This window comes from Veillonella parvula (assembly GCF_001553335.1).
Classification (GTDB): Bacteria; Bacillota; Negativicutes; order Veillonellales; family Veillonellaceae; genus Veillonella; species Veillonella parvula_S.
In genome coordinates this window covers 43,162-64,626 of record NZ_KQ960801.1, presented here as the reverse complement: position 1 = coordinate 64,626, position 21,465 = coordinate 43,162, and the positions used below count along the sequence as shown (strand labels likewise).

At 39.2% G+C, this 21,465-nt stretch carries 16 protein-coding genes; 3 read left to right on the top strand and 13 right to left on the bottom strand.

Annotated features, from left to right (window positions below):
- Nucleotides 1-26: 26 nt before the first annotated feature.
- Complete coding sequence (gene recQ / locus HMPREF1865_RS07320; RefSeq protein WP_060919697.1) at nt 27-1,895, bottom strand: DNA helicase RecQ; 1,869 nt, start codon at nt 1,893-1,895, stop codon at nt 27-29.
- Between the two features lie 322 nt (nt 1,896-2,217).
- On the opposite strand from recQ, the gene putP reads away from it, so the two are divergent.
- Entirely contained in the window at nt 2,218-3,705 is a 1,488-nt protein-coding gene (gene putP / locus HMPREF1865_RS07315) for a sodium/proline symporter PutP (protein ID WP_060919696.1), read from the top strand.
- Nucleotides 3,706-3,752: 47 nt separating this feature from the next.
- Here the strand turns inward: putP and HMPREF1865_RS07310 are convergent, their stop codons facing one another.
- The 3 genes from HMPREF1865_RS07310 to nifJ all read right to left on the bottom strand — a co-directional run bounded on the left by HMPREF1865_RS07310 (nt 3,753) and on the right by nifJ (nt 10,553).
- On the bottom strand, nt 3,753-4,781 hold the full coding sequence (locus tag HMPREF1865_RS07310) for a helix-turn-helix transcriptional regulator (protein ID WP_060919695.1): 1,029 nt from the start codon (nt 4,779-4,781) through the stop codon (nt 3,753-3,755).
- A 360-nt stretch (nt 4,782-5,141) separates the two neighbouring features.
- The gene (locus HMPREF1865_RS07305; protein WP_060919694.1) at nt 5,142-6,758 is read right to left on the bottom strand and encodes a methyltransferase regulatory domain-containing protein; all 1,617 of its coding nucleotides are present in this window, start codon (nt 6,756-6,758) and stop codon (nt 5,142-5,144) included.
- A 258-nt stretch (nt 6,759-7,016) separates the two neighbouring features.
- Nucleotides 7,017-10,553, bottom strand: coding sequence for a pyruvate:ferredoxin (flavodoxin) oxidoreductase (nifJ, locus tag HMPREF1865_RS07300; protein ID WP_060919693.1), 3,537 nt, complete (start codon nt 10,551-10,553; stop codon nt 7,017-7,019).
- A gap of 386 nt (nt 10,554-10,939) precedes the next feature.
- On the opposite strand from nifJ, the gene HMPREF1865_RS07295 reads away from it, so the two are divergent.
- Nucleotides 10,940-11,863 (top strand): LysR family transcriptional regulator, encoded by a 924-nt coding sequence (locus HMPREF1865_RS07295; RefSeq protein WP_008602616.1) that lies wholly within the window; start codon nt 10,940-10,942, stop codon nt 11,861-11,863.
- Nucleotides 11,863-12,282: a hypothetical protein gene (locus HMPREF1865_RS07290; RefSeq protein ID WP_004695292.1), complete on the top strand. Its 420-nt coding sequence runs from the start codon at nt 11,863-11,865 to the stop codon at nt 12,280-12,282. The genes HMPREF1865_RS07295 and HMPREF1865_RS07290 overlap by 1 nt, the downstream gene beginning before the upstream one ends.
- Nucleotides 12,283-12,440: 158 nt before the next feature.
- Here HMPREF1865_RS07290 and HMPREF1865_RS07285 read toward each other — a convergent pair whose 3' ends face one another.
- The 9 genes from HMPREF1865_RS07285 to HMPREF1865_RS07245 all read right to left on the bottom strand — a co-directional run bounded on the left by HMPREF1865_RS07285 (nt 12,441) and on the right by HMPREF1865_RS07245 (nt 21,087).
- Nucleotides 12,441-13,058: an SAP domain-containing protein gene (locus HMPREF1865_RS07285; protein WP_060919692.1), complete on the bottom strand. Its 618-nt coding sequence runs from the start codon at nt 13,056-13,058 to the stop codon at nt 12,441-12,443.
- A 146-nt stretch (nt 13,059-13,204) separates the two neighbouring features.
- Nucleotides 13,205-14,518, bottom strand: coding sequence for an MFS transporter (locus tag HMPREF1865_RS07280; protein WP_060919691.1), 1,314 nt, complete (start codon nt 14,516-14,518; stop codon nt 13,205-13,207).
- 241 nt (nt 14,519-14,759) lie between these two features.
- A complete protein-coding gene (locus tag HMPREF1865_RS07275) occupies nt 14,760-15,116 on the bottom strand; it encodes a cupin domain-containing protein (RefSeq protein WP_024066296.1) in 357 nt (118 codons plus the stop codon).
- 28 nt (nt 15,117-15,144) lie between these two features.
- The gene (locus tag HMPREF1865_RS07270; RefSeq protein WP_060919690.1) at nt 15,145-16,020 is read right to left on the bottom strand and encodes a DUF4261 domain-containing protein; all 876 of its coding nucleotides are present in this window, start codon (nt 16,018-16,020) and stop codon (nt 15,145-15,147) included.
- A gap of 16 nt (nt 16,021-16,036) precedes the next feature.
- Nucleotides 16,037-16,540 carry a hypothetical protein gene (locus HMPREF1865_RS07265; protein WP_024064552.1) on the bottom strand — a complete coding sequence of 168 codons (504 nt, stop codon included), beginning with the start codon at nt 16,538-16,540 and terminating at the stop codon, nt 16,037-16,039.
- A gap of 249 nt (nt 16,541-16,789) precedes the next feature.
- On the bottom strand, nt 16,790-18,337 hold the full coding sequence (gene citF / locus HMPREF1865_RS07260) for a citrate lyase subunit alpha (RefSeq protein ID WP_060919689.1): 1,548 nt from the start codon (nt 18,335-18,337) through the stop codon (nt 16,790-16,792).
- On the bottom strand, nt 18,327-19,292 hold the full coding sequence (locus tag HMPREF1865_RS07255; RefSeq protein WP_004695279.1) for an HpcH/HpaI aldolase/citrate lyase family protein: 966 nt from the start codon (nt 19,290-19,292) through the stop codon (nt 18,327-18,329). Before HMPREF1865_RS07255 ends, citF begins: the two co-directional genes overlap by 11 nt.
- A complete protein-coding gene (gene citD / locus HMPREF1865_RS07250; RefSeq protein WP_004696923.1) occupies nt 19,292-19,561 on the bottom strand; it encodes a citrate lyase acyl carrier protein in 270 nt (89 codons plus the stop codon). Before citD ends, HMPREF1865_RS07255 begins: the two co-directional genes overlap by 1 nt.
- A 122-nt stretch (nt 19,562-19,683) precedes the next feature.
- Nucleotides 19,684-21,087, bottom strand: coding sequence for an anion permease (locus tag HMPREF1865_RS07245; protein WP_060919688.1), 1,404 nt, complete (start codon nt 21,085-21,087; stop codon nt 19,684-19,686).
- Nucleotides 21,088-21,465: the final 378 nt, after the last annotated feature.

Below are 21,465 nucleotides of genomic sequence, written 5' to 3'. Positions count from 1 at the left end.
TACTACCATATATACAGTAAAATTTATTATCCCTTATATTCTGCAATGGCCTGTAAAAAGGTAAGTCCATATTTTTTTAATTTTGCTTCCCCTACGCCTTTAACATTTCCAAACTCACCTAATGTTGTAGGTCGTAAATTTGCCAAATCTATGAGTACTGTGTCAGGGAAGATAAGATACGGTCTAAGACCCGCTTTTTCTGCCAAGCGTTTGCGATGTTGACGTAAATGTTCAAATAAGCCGCCCGATGTAGAGCTGGATTTTCCTCGCACCACTGAGGCAGCAGACTTACTGTTGCGAGAAGGCACAAACACTTGTTGTCTAATTTCCTCTCCCTCTTTATGACCTGCTAGCACTTCCTCTGCACCAGCCGTTAAGGATAATACAGGATATTTTCCCGTCGAACTGCGCAAGTAGCCAGATGCTACAAACTGTTGGATAAGTCCTTTAATAGATTTTTCATCTACATTACTCAGTAAGCCAAAGACTGGCAATGCATCATGACCAGCACGCATAATCCGATCCGTTCGCTCTCCGCGGACGATAGAGGTTATCATTGATGCCCCATATCGCTCATCGGTGCCCATGATGGCACGGAAAATAGCCTTTGCTTCTTTCGTAACATTGACCTTATCAGCAGAGCCTTTACAAGAGCTACAATTATCACAGGTTGTCCAAACAGTACTTTCACCAAAGTAATTAAGCATATATTTACGCAAGCAATTACTACAGAAACAGTAATCAATCATGAACTGCAATTTGCGTAATTCCACATTTTGTCGCTCAGGCGTTTCGATAGACTGTTCAATCAAATACTTATGAACCTGCACATCCTGCCCACTATAAAGCAAGATACATTCAGCAGGTGCCCCATCACGGCCAGCTCGTCCTGCCTCCTGATAATAGGACTCCATATTACGCGGCATTTGATAATGTAGTACATAGCGTACATTGCTTTTATCAATACCCATACCAAAGGCATTCGTCGCCACCATAACCTGTAATTTATCATCTGCGTAGGCATTCTGCATTTCACGGCGCACCTCGTCGTTGAGTCCTCCGTGATAATGACCCGCTTTAATGCCCGCACGGGTTAAATTTTCATACACACGATCTACATCCTTACGTGTTGCACAGTAGATAATACCATTTTCATTGGCGTGCTGACGCACATAATGGACAACGTAATCCATCCGCTTCGGTGTGCGGATGACAGAGAAGGACAAATTAGGCCGATCAAAACCCGTCACGTATACATTAGCCGTATCTAGACCTAATAATTTTTTTATATCATTTTCTACATATTTCGTCGCCGTCGCCGTGAAAGCCCCCACGATAGGTCGCTTTGGCAATGAATTGAGCCACTCTCCGATAAGTCGATAAGACGGTCTAAAATCATGGCCCCACTCAGAGATACAGTGAGCCTCATCCACGATAACTTGAGCAATCGGTAACGCTCGCAGTACATTACAGAAAAAATTAGAGCTCAACCGCTCTGGCGCAATATATAAGAGTTTAATTTTGCCACTGCGTACTTCGTACATGGTTTTATTAAACTCTGCTTGGGTAAGCGTACTATTGATAAGTGCCGCTGGTATATTCTGTACTAAAAGACCATCCACTTGGTCTTTCATAAGAGAAATGAGAGGAGAAAACACGATAGTCAAGCCCGCCTTACAAAGCGCAGGTATCTGGAAACAGATAGACTTTCCAGCCCCTGTCGGCATGATTCCAATTACATCTTCGTTCCTCAACAAGGATGCAATAGGAGCCTCTTGAGCCGGTCTAAAGGAGGTATACCCAAAGTAGGTCTCCAACATGCGCAACGCTTGTTGTTTCGTCACAACTTGATGCGGTTTAGGTACTCCATGCTCAGTGCCTACCTGTTGTTCCATAGGGCTCTCCTTTCGCGTTCCAGAAATATAAATACTATACAGTGATTACGATTACTACTAAAGGATATTTCGTACACCCAATACGAATATCGTTTTTTCATTCTTTTATTTTATCATATTTCGTTCGGTATGGGACTCATTAGTATATGATTTCATAAGTAACAATCTAATGCGTATCTCTAAAGTATATGGGCTAAATTGGTATAGGAATCTTGTTGATATCACCAATTTTTTACCCTCTAAAGTACTAATATGTGGTACAATAAAAATTATTTACTATACTATAGAATATAACTAGAACCTAAGGAGGTCTTATATAGGCATGACACAAGACAACTTAATGATTATTATCGCCTTTGCCTTATATCTAGGACTCATGATGTATATCGGGGTCTACTATTATCGTAAATCGAACAGCATTGGTGATTACATCCTCGGTGGCCGACAATTAGGACCATGGATTACAGCACTTAGTGCGGAAGCATCAGATATGAGTGGTTGGATGCTCATGGGTGTGCCGGGCCTAGCGTATACTACGGGGATTTCTGGTATGTGGATTGCCGTAGGCCTCACATTAGGCACATGGGCGAACTGGAAATTCGTTTCTAGACGCCTGCGCAACCATACCGAGGTAGCCAGTGACAGTTTGACCTTACCGGATTATTTAAAGAATCGTTTCCACGATCAGTCTCATTCGGTAGCTGTCATTTCCGCCTTATTTATCTTGATTTTCTTCTTGATTTATACATCATCAGGCTTCGTGGCAGGGGGCAAATTGTTCAATACCATCTTCAGTCTTGATTACACCGTATCCCTCTTTATCACAGCTGGTATCGTCGTATTCTATACCTTCCTTGGCGGATTCCTCGCCGTATCTTGGACAGACTGTATTCAAGGTGCATTAATGTTCTTTGCCATCTTGGCCGTACCAATTACAGCAGCCATGTACATGGGGGGCCCTATAGAAACATTCCAGCTCATCCAACATGAGTTCCCACAAGGACTTAGCTTGTTTGGTAATCCGTCTGATTGGTTTACTTGGGCTATCGGCCTAATTTCTTCTCTTGGTTGGGGTCTTGGCTACTTCGGTCAACCACACATCCTAGTGCGCTTCATGGCTATCTCTGATGCGAAAGAACTTAAAAAATCTACGAACATCGCCATGGTATGGGTTATCTTATCCCTTATGGCAGCTATTGCAGTAGGTCTCATCGGTCATGTTTACATGCTGCCAGATAAGTTAGTAGGCACTGATGCGGAAACAATATTTCTCATCATGACTGAACGGCTCTTTACTCCATTTGTAGCAGGCCTTATCTGGTCTGCTGTATTGGCCGCTATTATGAGTACCGCATCTGCTCAATTATTAGTAACAGCCTCTGCTATTTCTAATGACTTCTATGCCAATATTATCCATCCAAAAGCAAGCGATAAAGAGCTTGTATTAGTAAGCCGTATCGTAGTACTTCTAGTGGCATTGGTTGCCATCTATATGGCAATGGACCCTGACAGCTATATCTTGACGATGGTAGCCTATGCTTGGGCAGGCTTCGGCGCAGCCTTCGGTCCAGCTATCTTGTTCTCCTTGTTCTGGAAGCGCATGACACGTCACGGCTGTATCGCTGGTATTGTTGTAGGTGGTTTGACAGTACTCATTTGGAAACAATTTGGATTCTTTGGCCTATACGAAATTGTGCCAGGCTTCATCTTCTCTTCTATCGCAATCTATATTGTAAGCCTCATGGGTAAATTGCCTCCACGTCCGGTTCTAAAAGACTATAGAGAAGCAGAAAAAATGCACGTTCTATAAGGAAACATAAAAAAGCTAGTTGATTCATCGATCAACTAGCTTTTTATTTATGAGTATTGGTGTAAACCTTCCTCAATTGCGGCTTTTACCTCTGTCACTAAAGAGGCTGGAGTAAGCACTTTTACACTTTGCATATATTGGAGCGCCCAATATTTAAAGGCGTCATGATTAACACGTACACGACATACAACATTATCGGCTTTTATATTCGTAAACTCTACATTGCCATCAAACCAATCTAAAATTTGATTTACAATGGAACGTTTAGCTTTAAACGTAACAGTAATAGATTCACCGCCGAACATATAAATATGTTCCTTTACGTATTGTGACACGTTAAAGGTGCGTTGTTGTTGATATCCCTTTATCTCCCGTAAAGGTTTTCTACGTTCATTTAGCACCGTAACATGTGCAATTCGATCGACACGTAATGTAGACATGTCATCATAATTTTCGTGATTTCCCACCAAGTAATAATGACCTCGATTCATTACTAGTTGGAATGGGTTAAATACATACTTCCGTTCCTTATGATCTGGGCCAAGATTAATGTGTAATCGCTTATCCACATCTGGTTGGCAATAGGCCAACGAAATTTTTCTACCCTTTTGTATTGCTTCTTCTATGAGATCAATATTAAGAAATAAATCTTGGCTTCTATGAAGGTACTCCGTATTACTTTCAATATCAATACCATGAGGCTTAAAATAGGAGCTACCCAATTTTGCAACACGCCCGATTAAATCTTTACGTTGAGATGCAGTAATATGGCGAGATGCCAATATACCATCAATCAATAACCGCAATTCAGAATCTTCAAAGGTATGAATCATATAGAAATCAGTACGTCGAATGGTGCCATCTGCTCCCACAGCAGACTCTTCACATTGAATACCAAAATCTCCAGATTCATATAAATCATTTAAATGACGGCCTAAGGTTTTCCGATCGACGGATACCTCGTACCGTTCGGCTAATATACTGCGAATCTCCTCTTGAGATAACGTATGATTAGCATCTGTTTCGTCTTTCAGGATTTCCAGTATGTATACTAGAACTGCCTTTTTAGATGCCATAAAAGACTCCTTTTACAAATAATACAATTAATACAACTTTATCAACTAATACAATTTATAGAATCATCCACAACACATCGGATGATATTTACAAAATACCCAAACACATTATACCATACTTTCATGAACGGTTCATTTTTTCCTCATTAAAATTATCGATTTACTATACTTTTTCAGCAATATAAAATAACTAAAAGTAATAAATATAAAATAAAAGTAAATTTAATTATATAAAACAAAACCCGTTAACACTTAATACATATATATGTTATAAGTGTAACGGGTTTCTATTTTAGCTATAAAATCAGCAGAATATAATACAGCCCCATAGCAACAGAATCAAATAAAGGGAGCTATCACTTAGGAAATACTACCTGTTTTCTTACTTCTAATAAAGCCTAATTGTTCCATACGCGTTGTTAATTCATTATAAAAAGCTTCAGCCATGGCATTTTGATGCTTTGTAGTTTGAGACTGATCTGCACTAAAGAGAGCCTCTTTAATCTTTTTAATTACCGTAGATTTCGCTTTTGGTTTGTTCAACAACTCCATAAATAATAAATCCTCTTCAGAAATATCACCAATAGCATCATTGAACATATCTGCTCCATACATATATTCACTGCCACCATGAACAATAGCTTTTACAAAGTTTGTAAAACGGGCAGGAATATAAGATAAGCCCTCCATATACTCTTCTTTTACAGGGAATGTTTTATAGAAGCGAATACCACCACGTACCATATGCTCTACTACCGCACGATACAAGCTACATACAGCAGGTTCTAATTCATCATCAGATACATGAGCTGCCTCATGAGCTGCTTTTAAAATAGCTAGAGCCTCGATCATATTGAACGTACCACCATCTTTAATAAGCGCTTGGAAGGTATCTCTTACGAGTACATTTTCAAACATTTCTAGTGCTTCCTCATCAAAGAGAATTTGGAAAACAAAGCTATTTACAATAGTACGTACAGGAATTGTATTCACTTCAGCCGGATTTGCAACAGCAAAGTTGATATCTTTGGCAACGCTAGCTTTACAAATAATCGACTTGCGGAATGTCGTATCTAGTATAAAATCTAAATATTGTTCTTGATCCACTTGACTATTAGGTGCCAATTGCTCAAGTTTAGCTGCAATACTTTCATCATAGGTACGAACCATAGATAGTGTAAGGTCTGCATCGCATACATACGCAAGATCATGCGCTTTCAAATGATCATTGAATTGATAGAAATAGTATGGATCATTATGAGGCTCTAGATGATCATGACCTACATAATAGTCATCCTTTTGCATGACAGAGCGCAATGCACCTAGAAATTTACTATTTCGTTCTTTAAGATTATCATAGTTAAGAATTTGAGCACCTACAAGACTGCCTACAGTCTTCCCGCGCAATACCTTTTCCTTATGAGTCAAATTATCTTGGTCACGATTAGCAAATAGCATAAGCTGACGAACCTCTTCCATAGTATGCCAGCCTGGATACGTATTGTACGACACATAGGCAATGCCATTATCAGCCAAATGACTAGAAATAATATTGAGCAATTTATCCTTCATTTCATCACTAATCCAAGAGTAGAATCCATGGGCAATAATGTAATCGAAGGTCCCCATCGATTCCTCAAAATTCAAGATGTTTCCTTGTATCAAGGATACATTATCTAGTTTGGCATCACTGATAATTTGATTGCCCTTCTCTACTTGGTCTTGTGAAAGCTCAATACCTACAAAGGTCGCCTCTGGATTAAATACGGCTTGAGAAATAATATTACCGCCATAAGTAGAACCTAGTTCAAGAACGCGAGCTGTCTTCGCAGGTGGAGTATTTAGCCCTACAAGAGCACCATACGCTTCTAAATAGGCCGGCGTCGTAAAAGGAAATGGATAGGATTTATAGCCTAACTCTTTATATATCGTTTGTTGCATGTCTTCCGTTGTCATTTGTGTATTATCCTTAGCCATATGTACCTCTATATTTAATATTAGAATTATCCCAAATATGTATTGCTAAAATTATGCATGACTCCTTATCATTATACCAAATTCCTAGTATATTACCTATTTTTTAAGCAGTTAATACGTAAGTAATACAATAGTAACCAGCACTATAACTGATTTATGGAAGATACTTAATATGATATTTAGAAAAACTTAATTTACATACAAAAGAGGCACCCTCGAAAGGGTGCCTCATATAGTTCTCAGTCGTTAAATAACGAATTATTTTACGTCTTCGAAACCTTTTTGTAAACGAACATAGCTTAAGCGACGTTCTTTAGCATCTTGTTCAGTTTTAGCGAACAATTCTTCTGCCACATCTGGAGCAGCTTTAGCCAAGGAAGCGTAACGAACTTCACCTTTAAGGAAGTCTTGGAAGCTTTCAGTTGGTTCTTTGGAATCCAAGGAGAATGGATTTTTACCTTCTTCTTTAAGTTGAGGGTTGTATCTGTAAAGATCCCAGTAACCAGCTGCAACTGCTTTACGTTGTTCTTCTTGAGCTTTACCCATACCAGCCTTGATACCATGGTTGATACATGGGCTGTAAGCGATGATCAAGGATGGACCTGGATATGCTTCAGCTTCTGTAACAGCTTTCATCAATTGGTTTTTGTCTGCACCCATAGCTACTTGTGCTACGTATACATAACCATAAGACATAGCCATCATGCCAAGGTCTTTCTTCTTAGTACGTTTACCAGAAGCTGCGAATTGAGCAACTGCTGCTACGTTAGTGGATTTAGATGCTTGACCACCAGTGTTGGAGTATACTTCAGTATCGAATACGAAGATGTTTACGTCTTCGCCAGAAGCTAATACATGGTCAACACCGCCGAAGCCGATGTCGTATGCCCAGCCGTCACCACCGAAGATCCAGTGAGAACGTTTGATCAAGAATTGTTTTTTCTCAAGAATTTCTTTCAATTCAGGAGTTGTAGCACCTTCAGCTTCAATAGCTGCTACTAGACGTTCAGAACGTTGACGAGTAGCTGCACCAAGGTTAGCAAATTCAATCCATTGTTCCAAAGCTTCTTTCAATTCGCCAGTAGCAGTTTCAACTGCTTTAGAAGCCAATTCTACTAATTGTTGACGAATTTTCTTAACGCCGATGTACATACCATAACCATACTCAGCATTATCTTCGAACAAGGAGTTTGCCCAAGAAGGACCATGACCTTGTTGGTTAGTTGTGTATGGAGATGCAGGCATGGAAGCACCCCAGATAGAGGAACAACCAGTTGCATTGGCAATCATCATACGGTCACCGAACAATTGAGTTAACAATTTAGCATAAGGAGTTTCACCACAACCTGCGCAAGCACCGGAGAATTCGAACAATGGTTGTTCAAATTGGGAACCTTTAACAGTTTCCTTCTTCATAGGGTTTTCTTTTACAGGAAGGTTAACACCATAGTTCCAAGCTTCAGCTTGTTCGATTTCAGTATCGATGGATGTCATCACGATAGCTTTACCCTTAGGAGCTGGACAAATATCAACACAGTTACCGCAACCCAAGCAATCTAATGGGGATACAGCGATACGGAATTGAAGGTCTTTAGCGCCCAATGCAGGGATTGTATCGAAATGTTCTGGAGCCGCAGCCACTTCTGCTTCAGTTGCCAAAATTGGGCGAATTGTAGCATGAGGACATACGAAGGAACATTGGTTACATTGAATACAGTTTTCAGGCAACCATTTTGGAACGAACAATGCAGGACCGCGTTTTTCGAATTTAGCAGTACCAGCAGGCAATGTACCATCTTCATAGCCAGAGAATGTGGATACAGGAAGATCATAACCAGCTTGTGCATTGATTGGTTGTGCAATATTTTGAACGAAGGATGGGCAAGATTCGCAACCAGGTTTAACTGCATGATTGCCATCATCTACTGCATCTTTCCAGCTAGCAGGAACATCTACTTTTACCAAAGCGTTAACACCTTGATCGATAGCAGCATTGTTCATGTCAACGATATTTTGACCTTTTTTACCGTAAGAAGTTACTACGGATTCTTTAAGGTATTTAACAGCATCATCTACAGGGATGATTTCAGTCAATTTGAAGAATGCAGCTTGCGTTACCATGTTGATACGACCGCCCAAACCGATTTCGGAAGCGATTTTCGCAGCATTGATGATGTAGAAGTTCAATTCTTTTTCTGCGATTTGACGACGTAATTTAGCAGGTAAATGTTCATCCAATTCTTCAGGAGACCAAGTACAGTTCAATAAGAATGTACCGCCTTTTTTGATGCCGCGAATCAAGTCGTATTCATGTACATAAGATTGACGGTGACATGCTACGAATTGAGGTTCAGTAATCAAGTAAGGCAAGTTGATTGGGTTTTTACCAAAACGAAGGTGAGACATTGTTACGCCACCAGATTTTTTGGAGTCGTAGTCAAAGTATGCTTGAGCATACATATCAGTGTGGTCACCGATGATTTTGATAGCGGATTTATTCGCACCAACTGTACCGTCAGAACCGAAGCCCCAGAATTTACATTCAGTCAAGCCTGGAGTTTCAACTTCTACGCCTTCAGCACGATCTAAGGACAAGAATGTAACATCATCATTGATACCCAATGTGAAGAATTTCTTGCCATTTTCAGCAGCTAAGTTATCGAATACAGCAACGATATCTGCAGGGATAACGTCTTTGGAGCTCAAACCATAACGACCAGCGATAACTTTTACATTACGGCCACCGTCAACTACAGCTGCTTGTACGTCTAAGAACAATGGTTCAGCCAAAGCACCTGGTTCTTTAGTACGGTCAAGAACTGCAATGCGTTCTACAGTTTTAGGAAGAGCTTTCAACAAACGATCTGTTGCGAATGGGCGGAACAAATGAACGTTGATAAAACCAACTTTGCGGCCCAATTTGTTGAGGTAATCCACAGTGGATTCTACAACTTGAGCGGAAGAGCCCATAGTTACAACAACGTCAGTAGCATCAGGAGCACCATGGTAGTTGAACAATTGGTAGTTAGTACCTGCCAATTTGTTAACTTCGTTCATGTAGTGTTCTACAACGTCAGGAACGTTCAAGTAGAATTTGTTGGATGCTTCACGATGTTGGAAGTAAACGTCAGGGTTTTCAGCAGTACCACGAGTTACAGGAGCATCTGGATTCAAAGCATTTTTACGGAAAGCTTTAACAGCATCCATGTCAACCAATGGTTTTAAATCTTCATAGTCCCAGATTTGAATTTTTTGAATTTCGTGGGATGTACGGAAACCGTCAAAGAAGTTGATGAAAGGTACGCGAGTTTTAATAGCTGTCAAGTGAGCTACAGCGGACAAGTCCATTACTTCTTGTACAGAGGATTCAGCTAACATAGCACAGCCAGCTGCACGAGCAGCCATTACGTCTTGGTGGTCACCAAAGATAGCCAAAGCATGTGCAGCCAATGCACGAGCAGCTACTTGGAATACACCTGGAAGTAATTCGCCTGCTACTTTATATAAGTTAGGAAGCATCAATAACAAACCTTGGGAAGATGTGAAAGTTGTTGTTAATGCACCAGCTTGTAAAGAACCGTGGGTTGCAGCAGCAGCACCTGCTTCAGATTGCATTTCTACAACTTGAACAGTGTTGCCGAAGATGTTTTTTCGACCAGATGCAGCCCATTCATCAATGTGTTCTGGCATTGGAGAAGATGGAGTGATTGGATAAATCGCAGCAACTTCTGTAAAACCATAAGAAACGTGAGCAGCCGCTTGGTTGCCGTCCATAGTTTTAAATTTACGACTCATGTGATTATTGCCTCCTTAAGCATTTAGCAAAAATAGAACACTTGCTTAATCTATCATTATGTTTAGGAATAACAACCATTACAAACTTGCGCACATGAAAAAATAATGCAATAATATATATGTTATATATAATATGGCATTATGTGTGAGCATACTTTTTTGTGATGGGCACAACCATAATTCCTAATATCATAACTTGATATAGCCCTATATGCTAATTATAACGTGCTGGGCCCTATCAACGCAACACATACAGTGACTGTCGCTTTGCCAATATTGCTATCCATGCTTTACATAAAGTAATAGCTAATTGCATTACAGTAATAACTATTCTCATTTAGTTAGGTCACGTCCTATAACCAAGTTTTATTTTTAGGGGGTTAATTATGGATTTTCATCATTTGAAATACTTCGTTGAAGTAGCTGATCAAAAAAGCTTTAGTAAGGCTGCAAGGAATTTACACATCTCCCAATCTGCAATCAGCCGTACAATTAAAGCTTTGGAAGACGAACTTGGTGTTGTTCTCTTCATGCGTAATGCTAAATCTGTAGAACTTACTGATGGGGGTACCATCTTCTTAACCCACGCTAAACGCGTTGTGTTTATGTTTGAACATCTAAAAACTGATTTTGAAAACGAGTTTCGTTTGGAACAAGGTTCCATCAGAATTGGTATTCCACCAATTACTGATGCTCCCATTTTTGCCCAGTTATTAGGTGAATTTAAAAAAGTATATCCACAAATCGAATTGGAACTCTACGAACAAGGTTCTAAAAAGGTTGAGATCAGCGTTCAGGAAGGTTTAATTGATATTGGCATCATCTGTACTAAACCAAACCCTAAAGAATTTGAATCTTTCTACCTTACAAGTGACCCACTATCCGTTATCATTCCTAAATCTAGCCCTTTGGCAAAAGAAAAAGAAATTCGCTTAGAAATGCTAGCTGATGAATCCTTTGTATTGCATAAAGACGATTTCAACTTACATGATGAAATCATCAAAGCTTGTAAACACACCGGCTTCCAACCGCATATCGTGTTTGAAACGAGCCAACGTGATCTCATGTTACAAACAGTTAGTGCAAACCTTGCTATCGCATTATTACCATCTCGCCTCTGCCCTGAGGTAGGTGAAAATACAGAGGTTGGTTCCAAGGTTGTCGTAAGACCTCTCGTACCTGAAATTATTCATACCCTTTATGTAATTTGGAAAAAGGGTCATTACCTCTCCCACGCTTCTCGCTTGTGGTTAGACTTCGTCAACTCCAAATTACCATTACCTGGATTACAACTCGAGGATCGTCAATAATGAACAAACCATCTGGGCTCGCATCTAAATTGCGAGCCCTTTTGAAAGCTAAAGAAGCTCCCATGTGGGGCGTTATCATTGTGCTGGTTATCGTTATCATATTCCAGCAAATACAAATCTCTGAATTACAATGGCGTGTCGATGAAGACCACGATGGCTCTACCATAGACAGTGTAGCAGGTCGTCTTTACATTCTTGAAGGGATGGCTAATAAGCATAGCGACCAACTAGACGAAATCCTAAAAGATATTCGTCAACTACAAAATGACGGTGCCAAGTACGACTGGGAACTAAAACAATTACAATGGTTACATCCAGAACTCAAAGTACAACCACCAGAGGCAAACCCACACCCATTCAAATCCACAGATCTAAATCTCGATATGAATCCTGGGAAAGTGCCTGATGTAACAAAATAAACTCAATAAAGAAATCAAGAATAAATAAAAGCACCTTATATACCTACAAAAGTCATCACAAATGACTCTTTTCATAGGATATAAGGTGCTTTTATCATTATTCTATTATAGATTTAATTACTAGTTTTCCCATACGTCTCTGCAATGACAAGTTGCTTCTACTTGCGATACGCTTCTAATTTATATGCATATTCAGTTAAAAGATCATTTGAATAAATTTTTTCATGTTTTGAATCTCTAACTTCTTTCCAAATAATAGATGCTACTTTTAATTTATTCGAATAATTGCCACTACATTCGTCTGCACAAAAATCCTTAAAAAATTGATTCCATTGACAAACCGAATTGTCATACTTTGCATAATCTGATTCACCATAATATACTTTCAGCAAATCTCCAATGGTAAAGCTTATATTTTTTTCACTTTTTACTTTTCTCCAAGCAGTAGCCATATCAGCATTAAATTTAAATCGTGAAACACCTATTAAATCAGAAAAATATTCTCTAAACTTCGTATTAAAAGAAAAATTACATTCAAGTAATGGTGTATCTAAAGTAATATTTTCCACTTGTTTTTTTCTATTTTTTATTGATGATTTTTTAATTAAATTGCCTTTAAAGTACTGCTCAATAATATGATTGAGTTCTTGTTTTATTCCCCTATATTCTAATCCTAATGATTTACATATTTGTGAAAGTTCATCACGATACCAATAATATTTTTTAAATTCATCAAACGATGTAATTTCATCAAACTTAGGTCTACACTCTTTCAATATTCTGTCTCCTCAAGTTTAAATAATACTATTTTGTAAATTGTAACATAAAATTGAATAGTACCCAAAATCACACCATTGAAGCATTCATTAAATATTTTCCTATTAAGTTGTCTATAATATAGTTATCTATAATATAGCTCTACTTAATCCTCTTTATGCTCCATAGATTTTGGAAGTGTCAAAATTAATAAACCAGCAAGGAACATACAAGCCCCCATTACATAGTAACCATAAGCAAAGCTACCTGTGTGACCATTGATGAATCCAAGCATATAAGGACCTACCCAGCCCCCCATGTTACCTGAAGAGTTAATGAGTCCCATCGCCCCCGCTGCAGCAGCGCCAGATAAGAAGGTTGTTGGCATGGTCCACCATACACCCATACCACCGTAAACACCTACTGCAGTTAAGCATATAAAGAATAAGCTAACTTCTGGAGATGGACTGTGTGGTGTTGCTAAGAAACCAATAGTACCAATGAATAATGTAGTAGCAACGTGCCAACGTTTTTCATTGCGCTTTTCAGAAGAGTAACCACAGTATATTTGTACAAGTAAGGCTGCTGTCATTGGAATAGCAATAGACCATGCTACCACACTTGGTGGCCATCCAGATAAGCTTTTAAGAACTTGAGGCATCCAAAAACTAAAGCCCCAGAAACCAATAACCCACAAGAAATAGATTAATGCTAAACGCAATACTTTTGGGTCTTTTAACGCTTGCCAAGTAGTATATTTCTTTATAGCTTGCTTTTGTTGCTCTTCTTTTTCAAGTTCAGCTTTAATATATACCTTTTCTGCATTAGTTACCCAAGATGCATGTTCAGGACGTTCTTTCATCCAGAATGCGAAAATGAACGCAAAGATCACGGCAGGAATGGCTTCAACGATAAAGAGTGTACGCCAACCATGTAGGCCAAAGAACGTTGTATCCAATAAAATACCTGCCAATGGCCCACCAATGATGTTAGAGAACAATAAAGACGTCAACATCAAGGAGATTGCCTTCGCGCGCTCCTTTGGCAAGAACCAATTTGGAATGAGTAATGAATAAATTACAGGATATAAAGAAGCCTCACATAGACCAAGTAAAAATCGATAAACATAAAATTCCAACTCAGTGGTCATCGTCGTCATAAGAATACATACGAGCCCCCAACTAAACATGATACGCGCCACCCAATGCATAGCATTACACCGAGCTGCAATTAAAGATGCAGGCACTTCAAACAAAACATAACCAATAAAGAAAATGCCTGCCCCCATACCAAATACTTCTGGCGTCAACCATGGTAAATTCTCCTTCATAGTCAAGCCTGCATAAGCAATGTTAACACGATCCAAGAAGGCAATGATAGAAACAATAAACAATGGTAAGACTACGTGAAGCATACGACGTTTCGTAAAGTCTCTGAAATTGATGTCCCCACTTTGAGGCTCTGGTGTAGATGAGTTCATATAATTCCTTTCTACTTATTAAAATATTACATACTTTACCATCTTAAAAGAACAAACGTCCTCTGTCAATGGAATTTTATAGAGTATAGAAATAACAAATAGGAATAGTAAAACCAAAATAATGACATATAAAATAGAAAAGGTATATTCGCTAGAAATGACTGTATAAAATAAAAAAGCACTTTATAGTATGAATATATCTCTATCACAAGAGAAGAAAATACTATAAAGTGCTTTCATATTAATTAGTCTTAACAGGATCATAATCAGCAGGCACTGGAGCAACGATACTCACAAAGACAATATCTTCCGTTCCAGTATTTTTTGCACCATGACATTCACCCTTTTTAGATACTATAACTTGCCCCTTTGTAAAAGGCACCTCTGTATTAGGCGTTGGATAAAATACACCCTTGCCTTGCAATATAACCCATATATCATCAGAGTGATGATGATAATGTTTTGGTAAGATTTGACCAGGTTTAATAACCCATACTGAACCACCTGTGGAATCAGTTTGATAAAATGGCGTCCTAACAGCGTTCTCCAAACTTTCAACTTTCACAAGTTCCATATCAAAAACACGTTGATCACTCATAATGCTCACACCTTTCATTGATTAACAACTACCGAGTTCCAGATGCGTATTCACCCATATTAATATCTAGAACCTCTCGAACGGGCTGGATTAAAGAATCCTCGTATTGAACCTTCCACTGAATATCCTGATTCATCTCGCCATTTTGTAACCCCGCAATGGTTTCCCCATCACCTATTATATTACCATGTTCGAAAATATAATTCATCACATTATAAGCATGAAATACTACATGATTAGGATCTACACCGTGAAAGTGATACTGTAAATCAGGTAAAAATAATGTACTCATACCCACAGAATCTACCATCATATCATTGGTACCTTGAATACTAAAATAACGCACATTTACAGCATAATACATGAAACGAGTCACCTCTTTATCAGGATGATTTTCAATCGATTCTCGACTTAAGAACTTACGAGATGGTCCAAATACAACGGCTTTACAAGAGGGATATAATTCTAGTAATGCATCTACATACTTTACAAGCATATCTGCACGTTCTTTGGCCGCTAAACCAGAGGCTAACATATCCGTAGCAAACACCCTGTATTGGCACTCTGCTAATAACTCATCCACATTTGGACAATCCCATACCTGACTACGATCAAAATCATCTAATACAGGCTTATCGATTTTCTCACAATTCGTCACCATCAAGGTCGGTGGAATATCTGCATCAGTATCCTCGTAATGCACCTTATAATTCTGAGGTGCAAAACCTGCGGAATCACGACGATGATCAAAACAATCCACAGGTCCTAAATACTTTGTGAGTACCTCTACCATTGTATCGCGGCCAGGCATATCACACTGCTCTGGCATCAATAACTCAACGAAAATAATACCACCTGGTCGGACTGAAGTATCTGTTAAATCTTGTTTAAAAACTTGGCTCATATGCTCTCTCCTATAGTTAAAGCGTAATATAAAATGCATCCTTTATCCTATAGTATATCGGATGTTTATAAGTACTACAATTACGTAACCAATGTTTTATAAATAATATAAAGTCTATATTTTGACTACAGGTTAGAGTAATTTCTATATACTGTGACATCACGTTTATATGATTTAAACATAGGGATTCATATTCAGGTTCAAGCTGTTTACTATTCTCTAATGTTTGTAGAAATTTTGCATATAAATAATCAATACTTTCATAACGATTACCAACCTTACAACTCCCCATATCAAATAGGTTACGATAAGAAATATCTCCAGGCAATACAGACATCCAGTTTAAGGCATACTCTGATACACCGAATACTGTATTTTCTGGATTAGGCCCATCTAAATCATCCTGTAACCACGCTGATATTATTTGGTACATATTTAGTATTTCATATTCGCCTATTTCACCATAAAACTCACCTAACCCATCTAGATCAATCTCTAAATTGGCAATACAACGATACATAAAAACTACCTCCTAAAAGTCTCCAATCTTCTTATAGTAAAAGTATAACTATAATCATGTACCATATTTGCCACATTAGACTTTATTTCTATCTTTGAAGTTAATAATAAAACAACGCATAAATTCAAAAAGACCCGCTTCATGGTCCTCGAACTCATGGAGCGGGTCTTTGTATTAACTTACTAGCATGGGATGGTGAGTTGACAGCGAAACCCAAACGGACTCTACCGGACTCCAACCCCTACTCAATTATAGAGGTTTACGAACCACGTCAAGGATAGAACCATCGCGGTATTCTACGATTGCCACGATGTCTTCGTCTTTGTCGGATACAGGGATATCTTGTGGTTTACCTACCAAGTCGAATGCTAATTGTTGTAATTCTTCAATTGTGTAGATAGGCAAGTTGCTATCTTTGAAGCGTTCAATCAAATCAGTGCGAGTTGGGTTGATTGCGATACCATATTCAGTAACAAGTACGTCAATGGAGGAGCCTGGTGTAATTACAGTAGCTACTTTATCACGGATCATTGGCAAGCGGCCACGGATCAATGGGCAAGTAATAACTGTGCATTTAGCACCTGCTGCTGTATCGGAGTGACCGCCAGAAGCGCCCATCAATACGCCATTGGAGTCAGTCATTACGTTTACGTTGAAATCAAGGTCGATTTCAGTAGCACCAAGGAATACTACGTCTAAGTAGTTAGTAGTGCAATCTGTCCAAGGGTTAGCGTACATGGAAGCGGACATTTCGATATGTGCAGAGTTTTTATCCAAAGATGCTGCTGCAGTAGTATCGAATGTTTGAGTATCGTAAATAGCACGAATCAAACCTTCTTCAAGCATACCAGTCAAAATACCAGTAGCACCACCGATAGCAAAGCCAGCTACTTCACCGCGTTTGCGAAGTTTTTCACCGATGAATTTCGCCACAGTCAATGGAGCACCACCAGCGCCCAATTGGAATACGAAACCATCTTTAATGATACCAGCTTGGTCAAGGAATTCACCAGCTAATTCAGCAATTTTGATTTGGATAGGGTTTTTAGTGAAACCTACCGCACCAGAAGCGATACCTTCTGGATCACCAATGCTTTCAACCTCAACAACATAATCTACGTCAGTTTGAGGAATTGCATAGTTATGTACATAGTCAACTAAGTTATCAGTGATGATAACAGTTGTATCTGCATAGTGGGAGTCAACTTTAGCATAGCCAAGTGCGCCACACGCGGATTTGCCTGTACGACCAGTAGCATTACCACGTGGATCAGCTGTAGGAGCGCCCATGAAAGCCACGTCGATATGAACTTCGCCACATTCGATAGCACGAGCACGGCCACCATGGGAACGAATGATTACAGGGCGTTTCAATACGCCTGGGTTTTGTGTTAAGAATTTACCAAGACGATCGCGCAAGCCAGATGTTTCAATAGCTGTTACAGTGCCGTCTTGAATCATTTCTACCAAGAATTCATGGCATGGGGACAAGGAGGAAGACGCGATAGTAATATCTTTGATACCTTTTGCTTGTACGCGTTCCATAACCATTTTCATTACATAGTCGCCATTGCGCAAGTGATGATGGAAGGACAAAGTCATGCCATCTTTTACGCCAGCTTTTTCGATTGCTTCATCGATGGAAGCAAGTACTTTATTAGTGCCAACATGGCTCATGTGTACAGGTTTACCTGCACGATGAACTTTAGGTTCAATGGCGAATTCACCTTGATATACTTCGCGACCTTCTAGTGCTGGGATATTTGTTGGGATATCGCGACCTACTTTATTTAACATCGTATTCTGCTCCTTCCTCTAATTCAACTTTAATGCCTGCTGCACGTGCTTTATCAACTACGCGTTGTGCACGAACTACGATAGGACCATCGATCATTTTACCATCTACGGAGATTACGCCTTTATTGTTGCGCAATGCATCTGCATAGCTGTTCAATACCTTAACGGAATGAGCGATTTCTTTTTCGTCAGGAGTGAATACTTCGTGGATAATTTTGATTTGGCTTGGGTGGATACAAGATTTGCCATCATAGCCCAAAGCTTTAATGAATTCAACTTCTTCGCGGAAGCCTTGTGGGTCTTTCACGTCGGAGAATACAGTATCGATTACGCGGATACCTGCTTCACGCGCCGCATGAAGGATTGTTTGACGAGCGAACAACAATTCAACAGCTGGTTTATGTTTACCTGTGCGAAGGTCTGCACGATAGTCTTCAGCGCCAAGAGCGATAGCAACTACGCGAGGGCCGTGGCAGATTTCACGAACATTGTATAAGCCACGAACGGATTCGATAGCTACGATAATATTGATTGTACCTTCTGGCCAGCCGTTAGCTTTTTCTACTTCTTCAATTTTCTTCGCTACGATTTCAACTTCAGAAACATCTTCAGTTTTAGGTAAACGAATCATATCAGGTTTAGCTGGAACGATAACATCAAGATCGTCATAGCCATAAGGAGTTTGTGTAGGATGGTTGATACGAACAACTGTTTCTGCACGGAATTTACGGGATTTCAATGCTTCTGCAGTTAAAAGACGAGCTGTGTCTTTTTCTGTAATTGGCACGGAATCTTCGATATCGATCATGATGGAGTCAGCACCGTGAATATCTGCACTGTTAATCATTTTAGGTGTATTACCTGGTACGAACATCATGGAACGAGACAAACGTTTTTTAGCAGCCTCTGTTAATGGGTTTGTTTTAACTTCTGGGAATGTTTTATCGTTAGCCATTATGCTTTGCTCCCCCTTTCCAATGCACCTAATACGCGAGCTTTAATTGTGTAATCCCAAGCATTTTTATCTTGTACAATTACTTTTACGCCATCATAACCAGCTTCTTTCACTGTGTTCAAGATAACGGATTTAATTTGGTCGCCGTATTGGCGGATAACTTTGGATGTTAATTCAATTTCGATACCGCTAGCAATCGGTTCAACCGTTACTAATGCATCATTTTTTTCGTCGAAGCCAGCTTGTGCAGCTTTTACTAATTGTGCCATGTTGCATCCTTTCCTTGTGAAACATTTATAAAACCCAAATCTGTACAGACTCGTCGCGAGAGTCTATACAGATATTGAATACTAACAACTAAATTCTAACACTCCATAGTGAAGGTTTCTGATTACATGAAACCAATGATTTTCCACCAAGGGATACCGATTACGTAGTTCAAAACTAAACATACAACGGCGGAGATAAGACCAACTGTCCACCAGTCTTTTACATTATTGTAACCAGCAGAGAAAATGATTGGACCAGGAGCCGCACCATAGTGAGTTACGGAACCGCCATAGGAGTTTGTACCAATTAAGATGAAAGCTAATAATGTAGGATCGATACCTGCATTGATACCTACAATCAAGAATACTGGTAACATTGCAGAAATATATGCAGTACCAGATGCAAAGAAGTAACGAACAGCAACGGAGATCACAGAAATAAGGATAAGCATCATGAATGGATCTAGGCCAAAGTTCATATGAGCTTCTAAGTATTTAGCCAACCATTCGAAGAATTTACCTTTAGTTAATGCAGAGGATAAGCCCAAGATACCACCGAACCAAATCAATGTGTTCCAAGCCGCTTTAGTTTTGAGCAAGTCATCCCAATTAATAATGCCACATACAAATGTAGCAAGCATAGCTACGATAGCCACTGCAGTAGCATTAATATTAATATCAAAAGTAGGAAGAACCCAACCTACGATTGCAAGAAGTGCGATGGCAATAAGGCCTTTTTCTGACGCTTTCATAGGTCCTAATTCTGCCAAACCATCCTCAGCAATTTTTTTGTTGTCGATTTCTTTTACAGAAGGACGTTCATACATATAACCGATGAATGGGATACACATTAGCATGATGAAACCAGGTACAAACATAGCCAACGCCCATTGCGCCCAGTTCAAGGATACACCTGTCAATTTAGTGATAAAGTCTAATGCTAATAAGTTTGGCGCCATTGCAGTAGCAAAGAAGAAGGATGTGACCTTTGTTGCGAAGTAACCATTTTGCAAGAGGTAAGCACCGGCTTTTTTAGCAGTTTCACCAGGATAGGAACCAACAGCTTCAGCGATGGACAAATTGATAGGATATACGATACCTGCCGCGCGAGCTGTGTTGGATGGAGTTGCTGGAGATAGGATCATATCAAGAAATGCAGTTACATAGCCAAGACGAAGTGTAGTGCTACCAAAGGCGCGAACCAAGTGATATGCAATTCGGTGACCAAGACCAGTTTTACCAAACGCAACGGATAATGCGAAAGCTGCGAAGATTAACCATAATGCTGTGTTACTGTAGCCAGTTAATACATCTTTTGTGTTATTCAATAAAATAGAGGATGTAGCAACACCTAATAATACTGTAATAGGAACTGGGAATGGTTTTAATACCAAGCCCACGATAGTTGCTAAATAAATACCAAATAATTGCCATACTTGTGGTTTGAGGCCTTCTGGTGTGCCACCAAACCAAGCGATTGCGACGATGGCAGCCATAACGGCAACGCGCCATAATTTGTCTTTCATGTGTGTCTTTCCCTTTCTTAATTAACTTAGGCATACATAAAATCATCTAGTCTTCAACAACATAATCGCTCGCGACGTCGATTACATTGATTAAGTCTATATTCATTATAAATGTTTAAAAGAAATATGAATAATAGATTACCTTTATAGGGGTTATAAAAACTTTTATATCTACTATTCATACTTTTTATGCATTTTGAGCATAGTTTTACAGTTCCAAATGAAAAAAATGCATGTATACGTCCCCAAAGGGGTGTATACATGCACTTACATGGTACTGCCTTTCTCTTTCGAGACACTTTTATTATTATCTATTATATCGAAAAAATCCAATACTGAAATAGCATGGATAAACAGTTAGAAAACCTCATAGATATG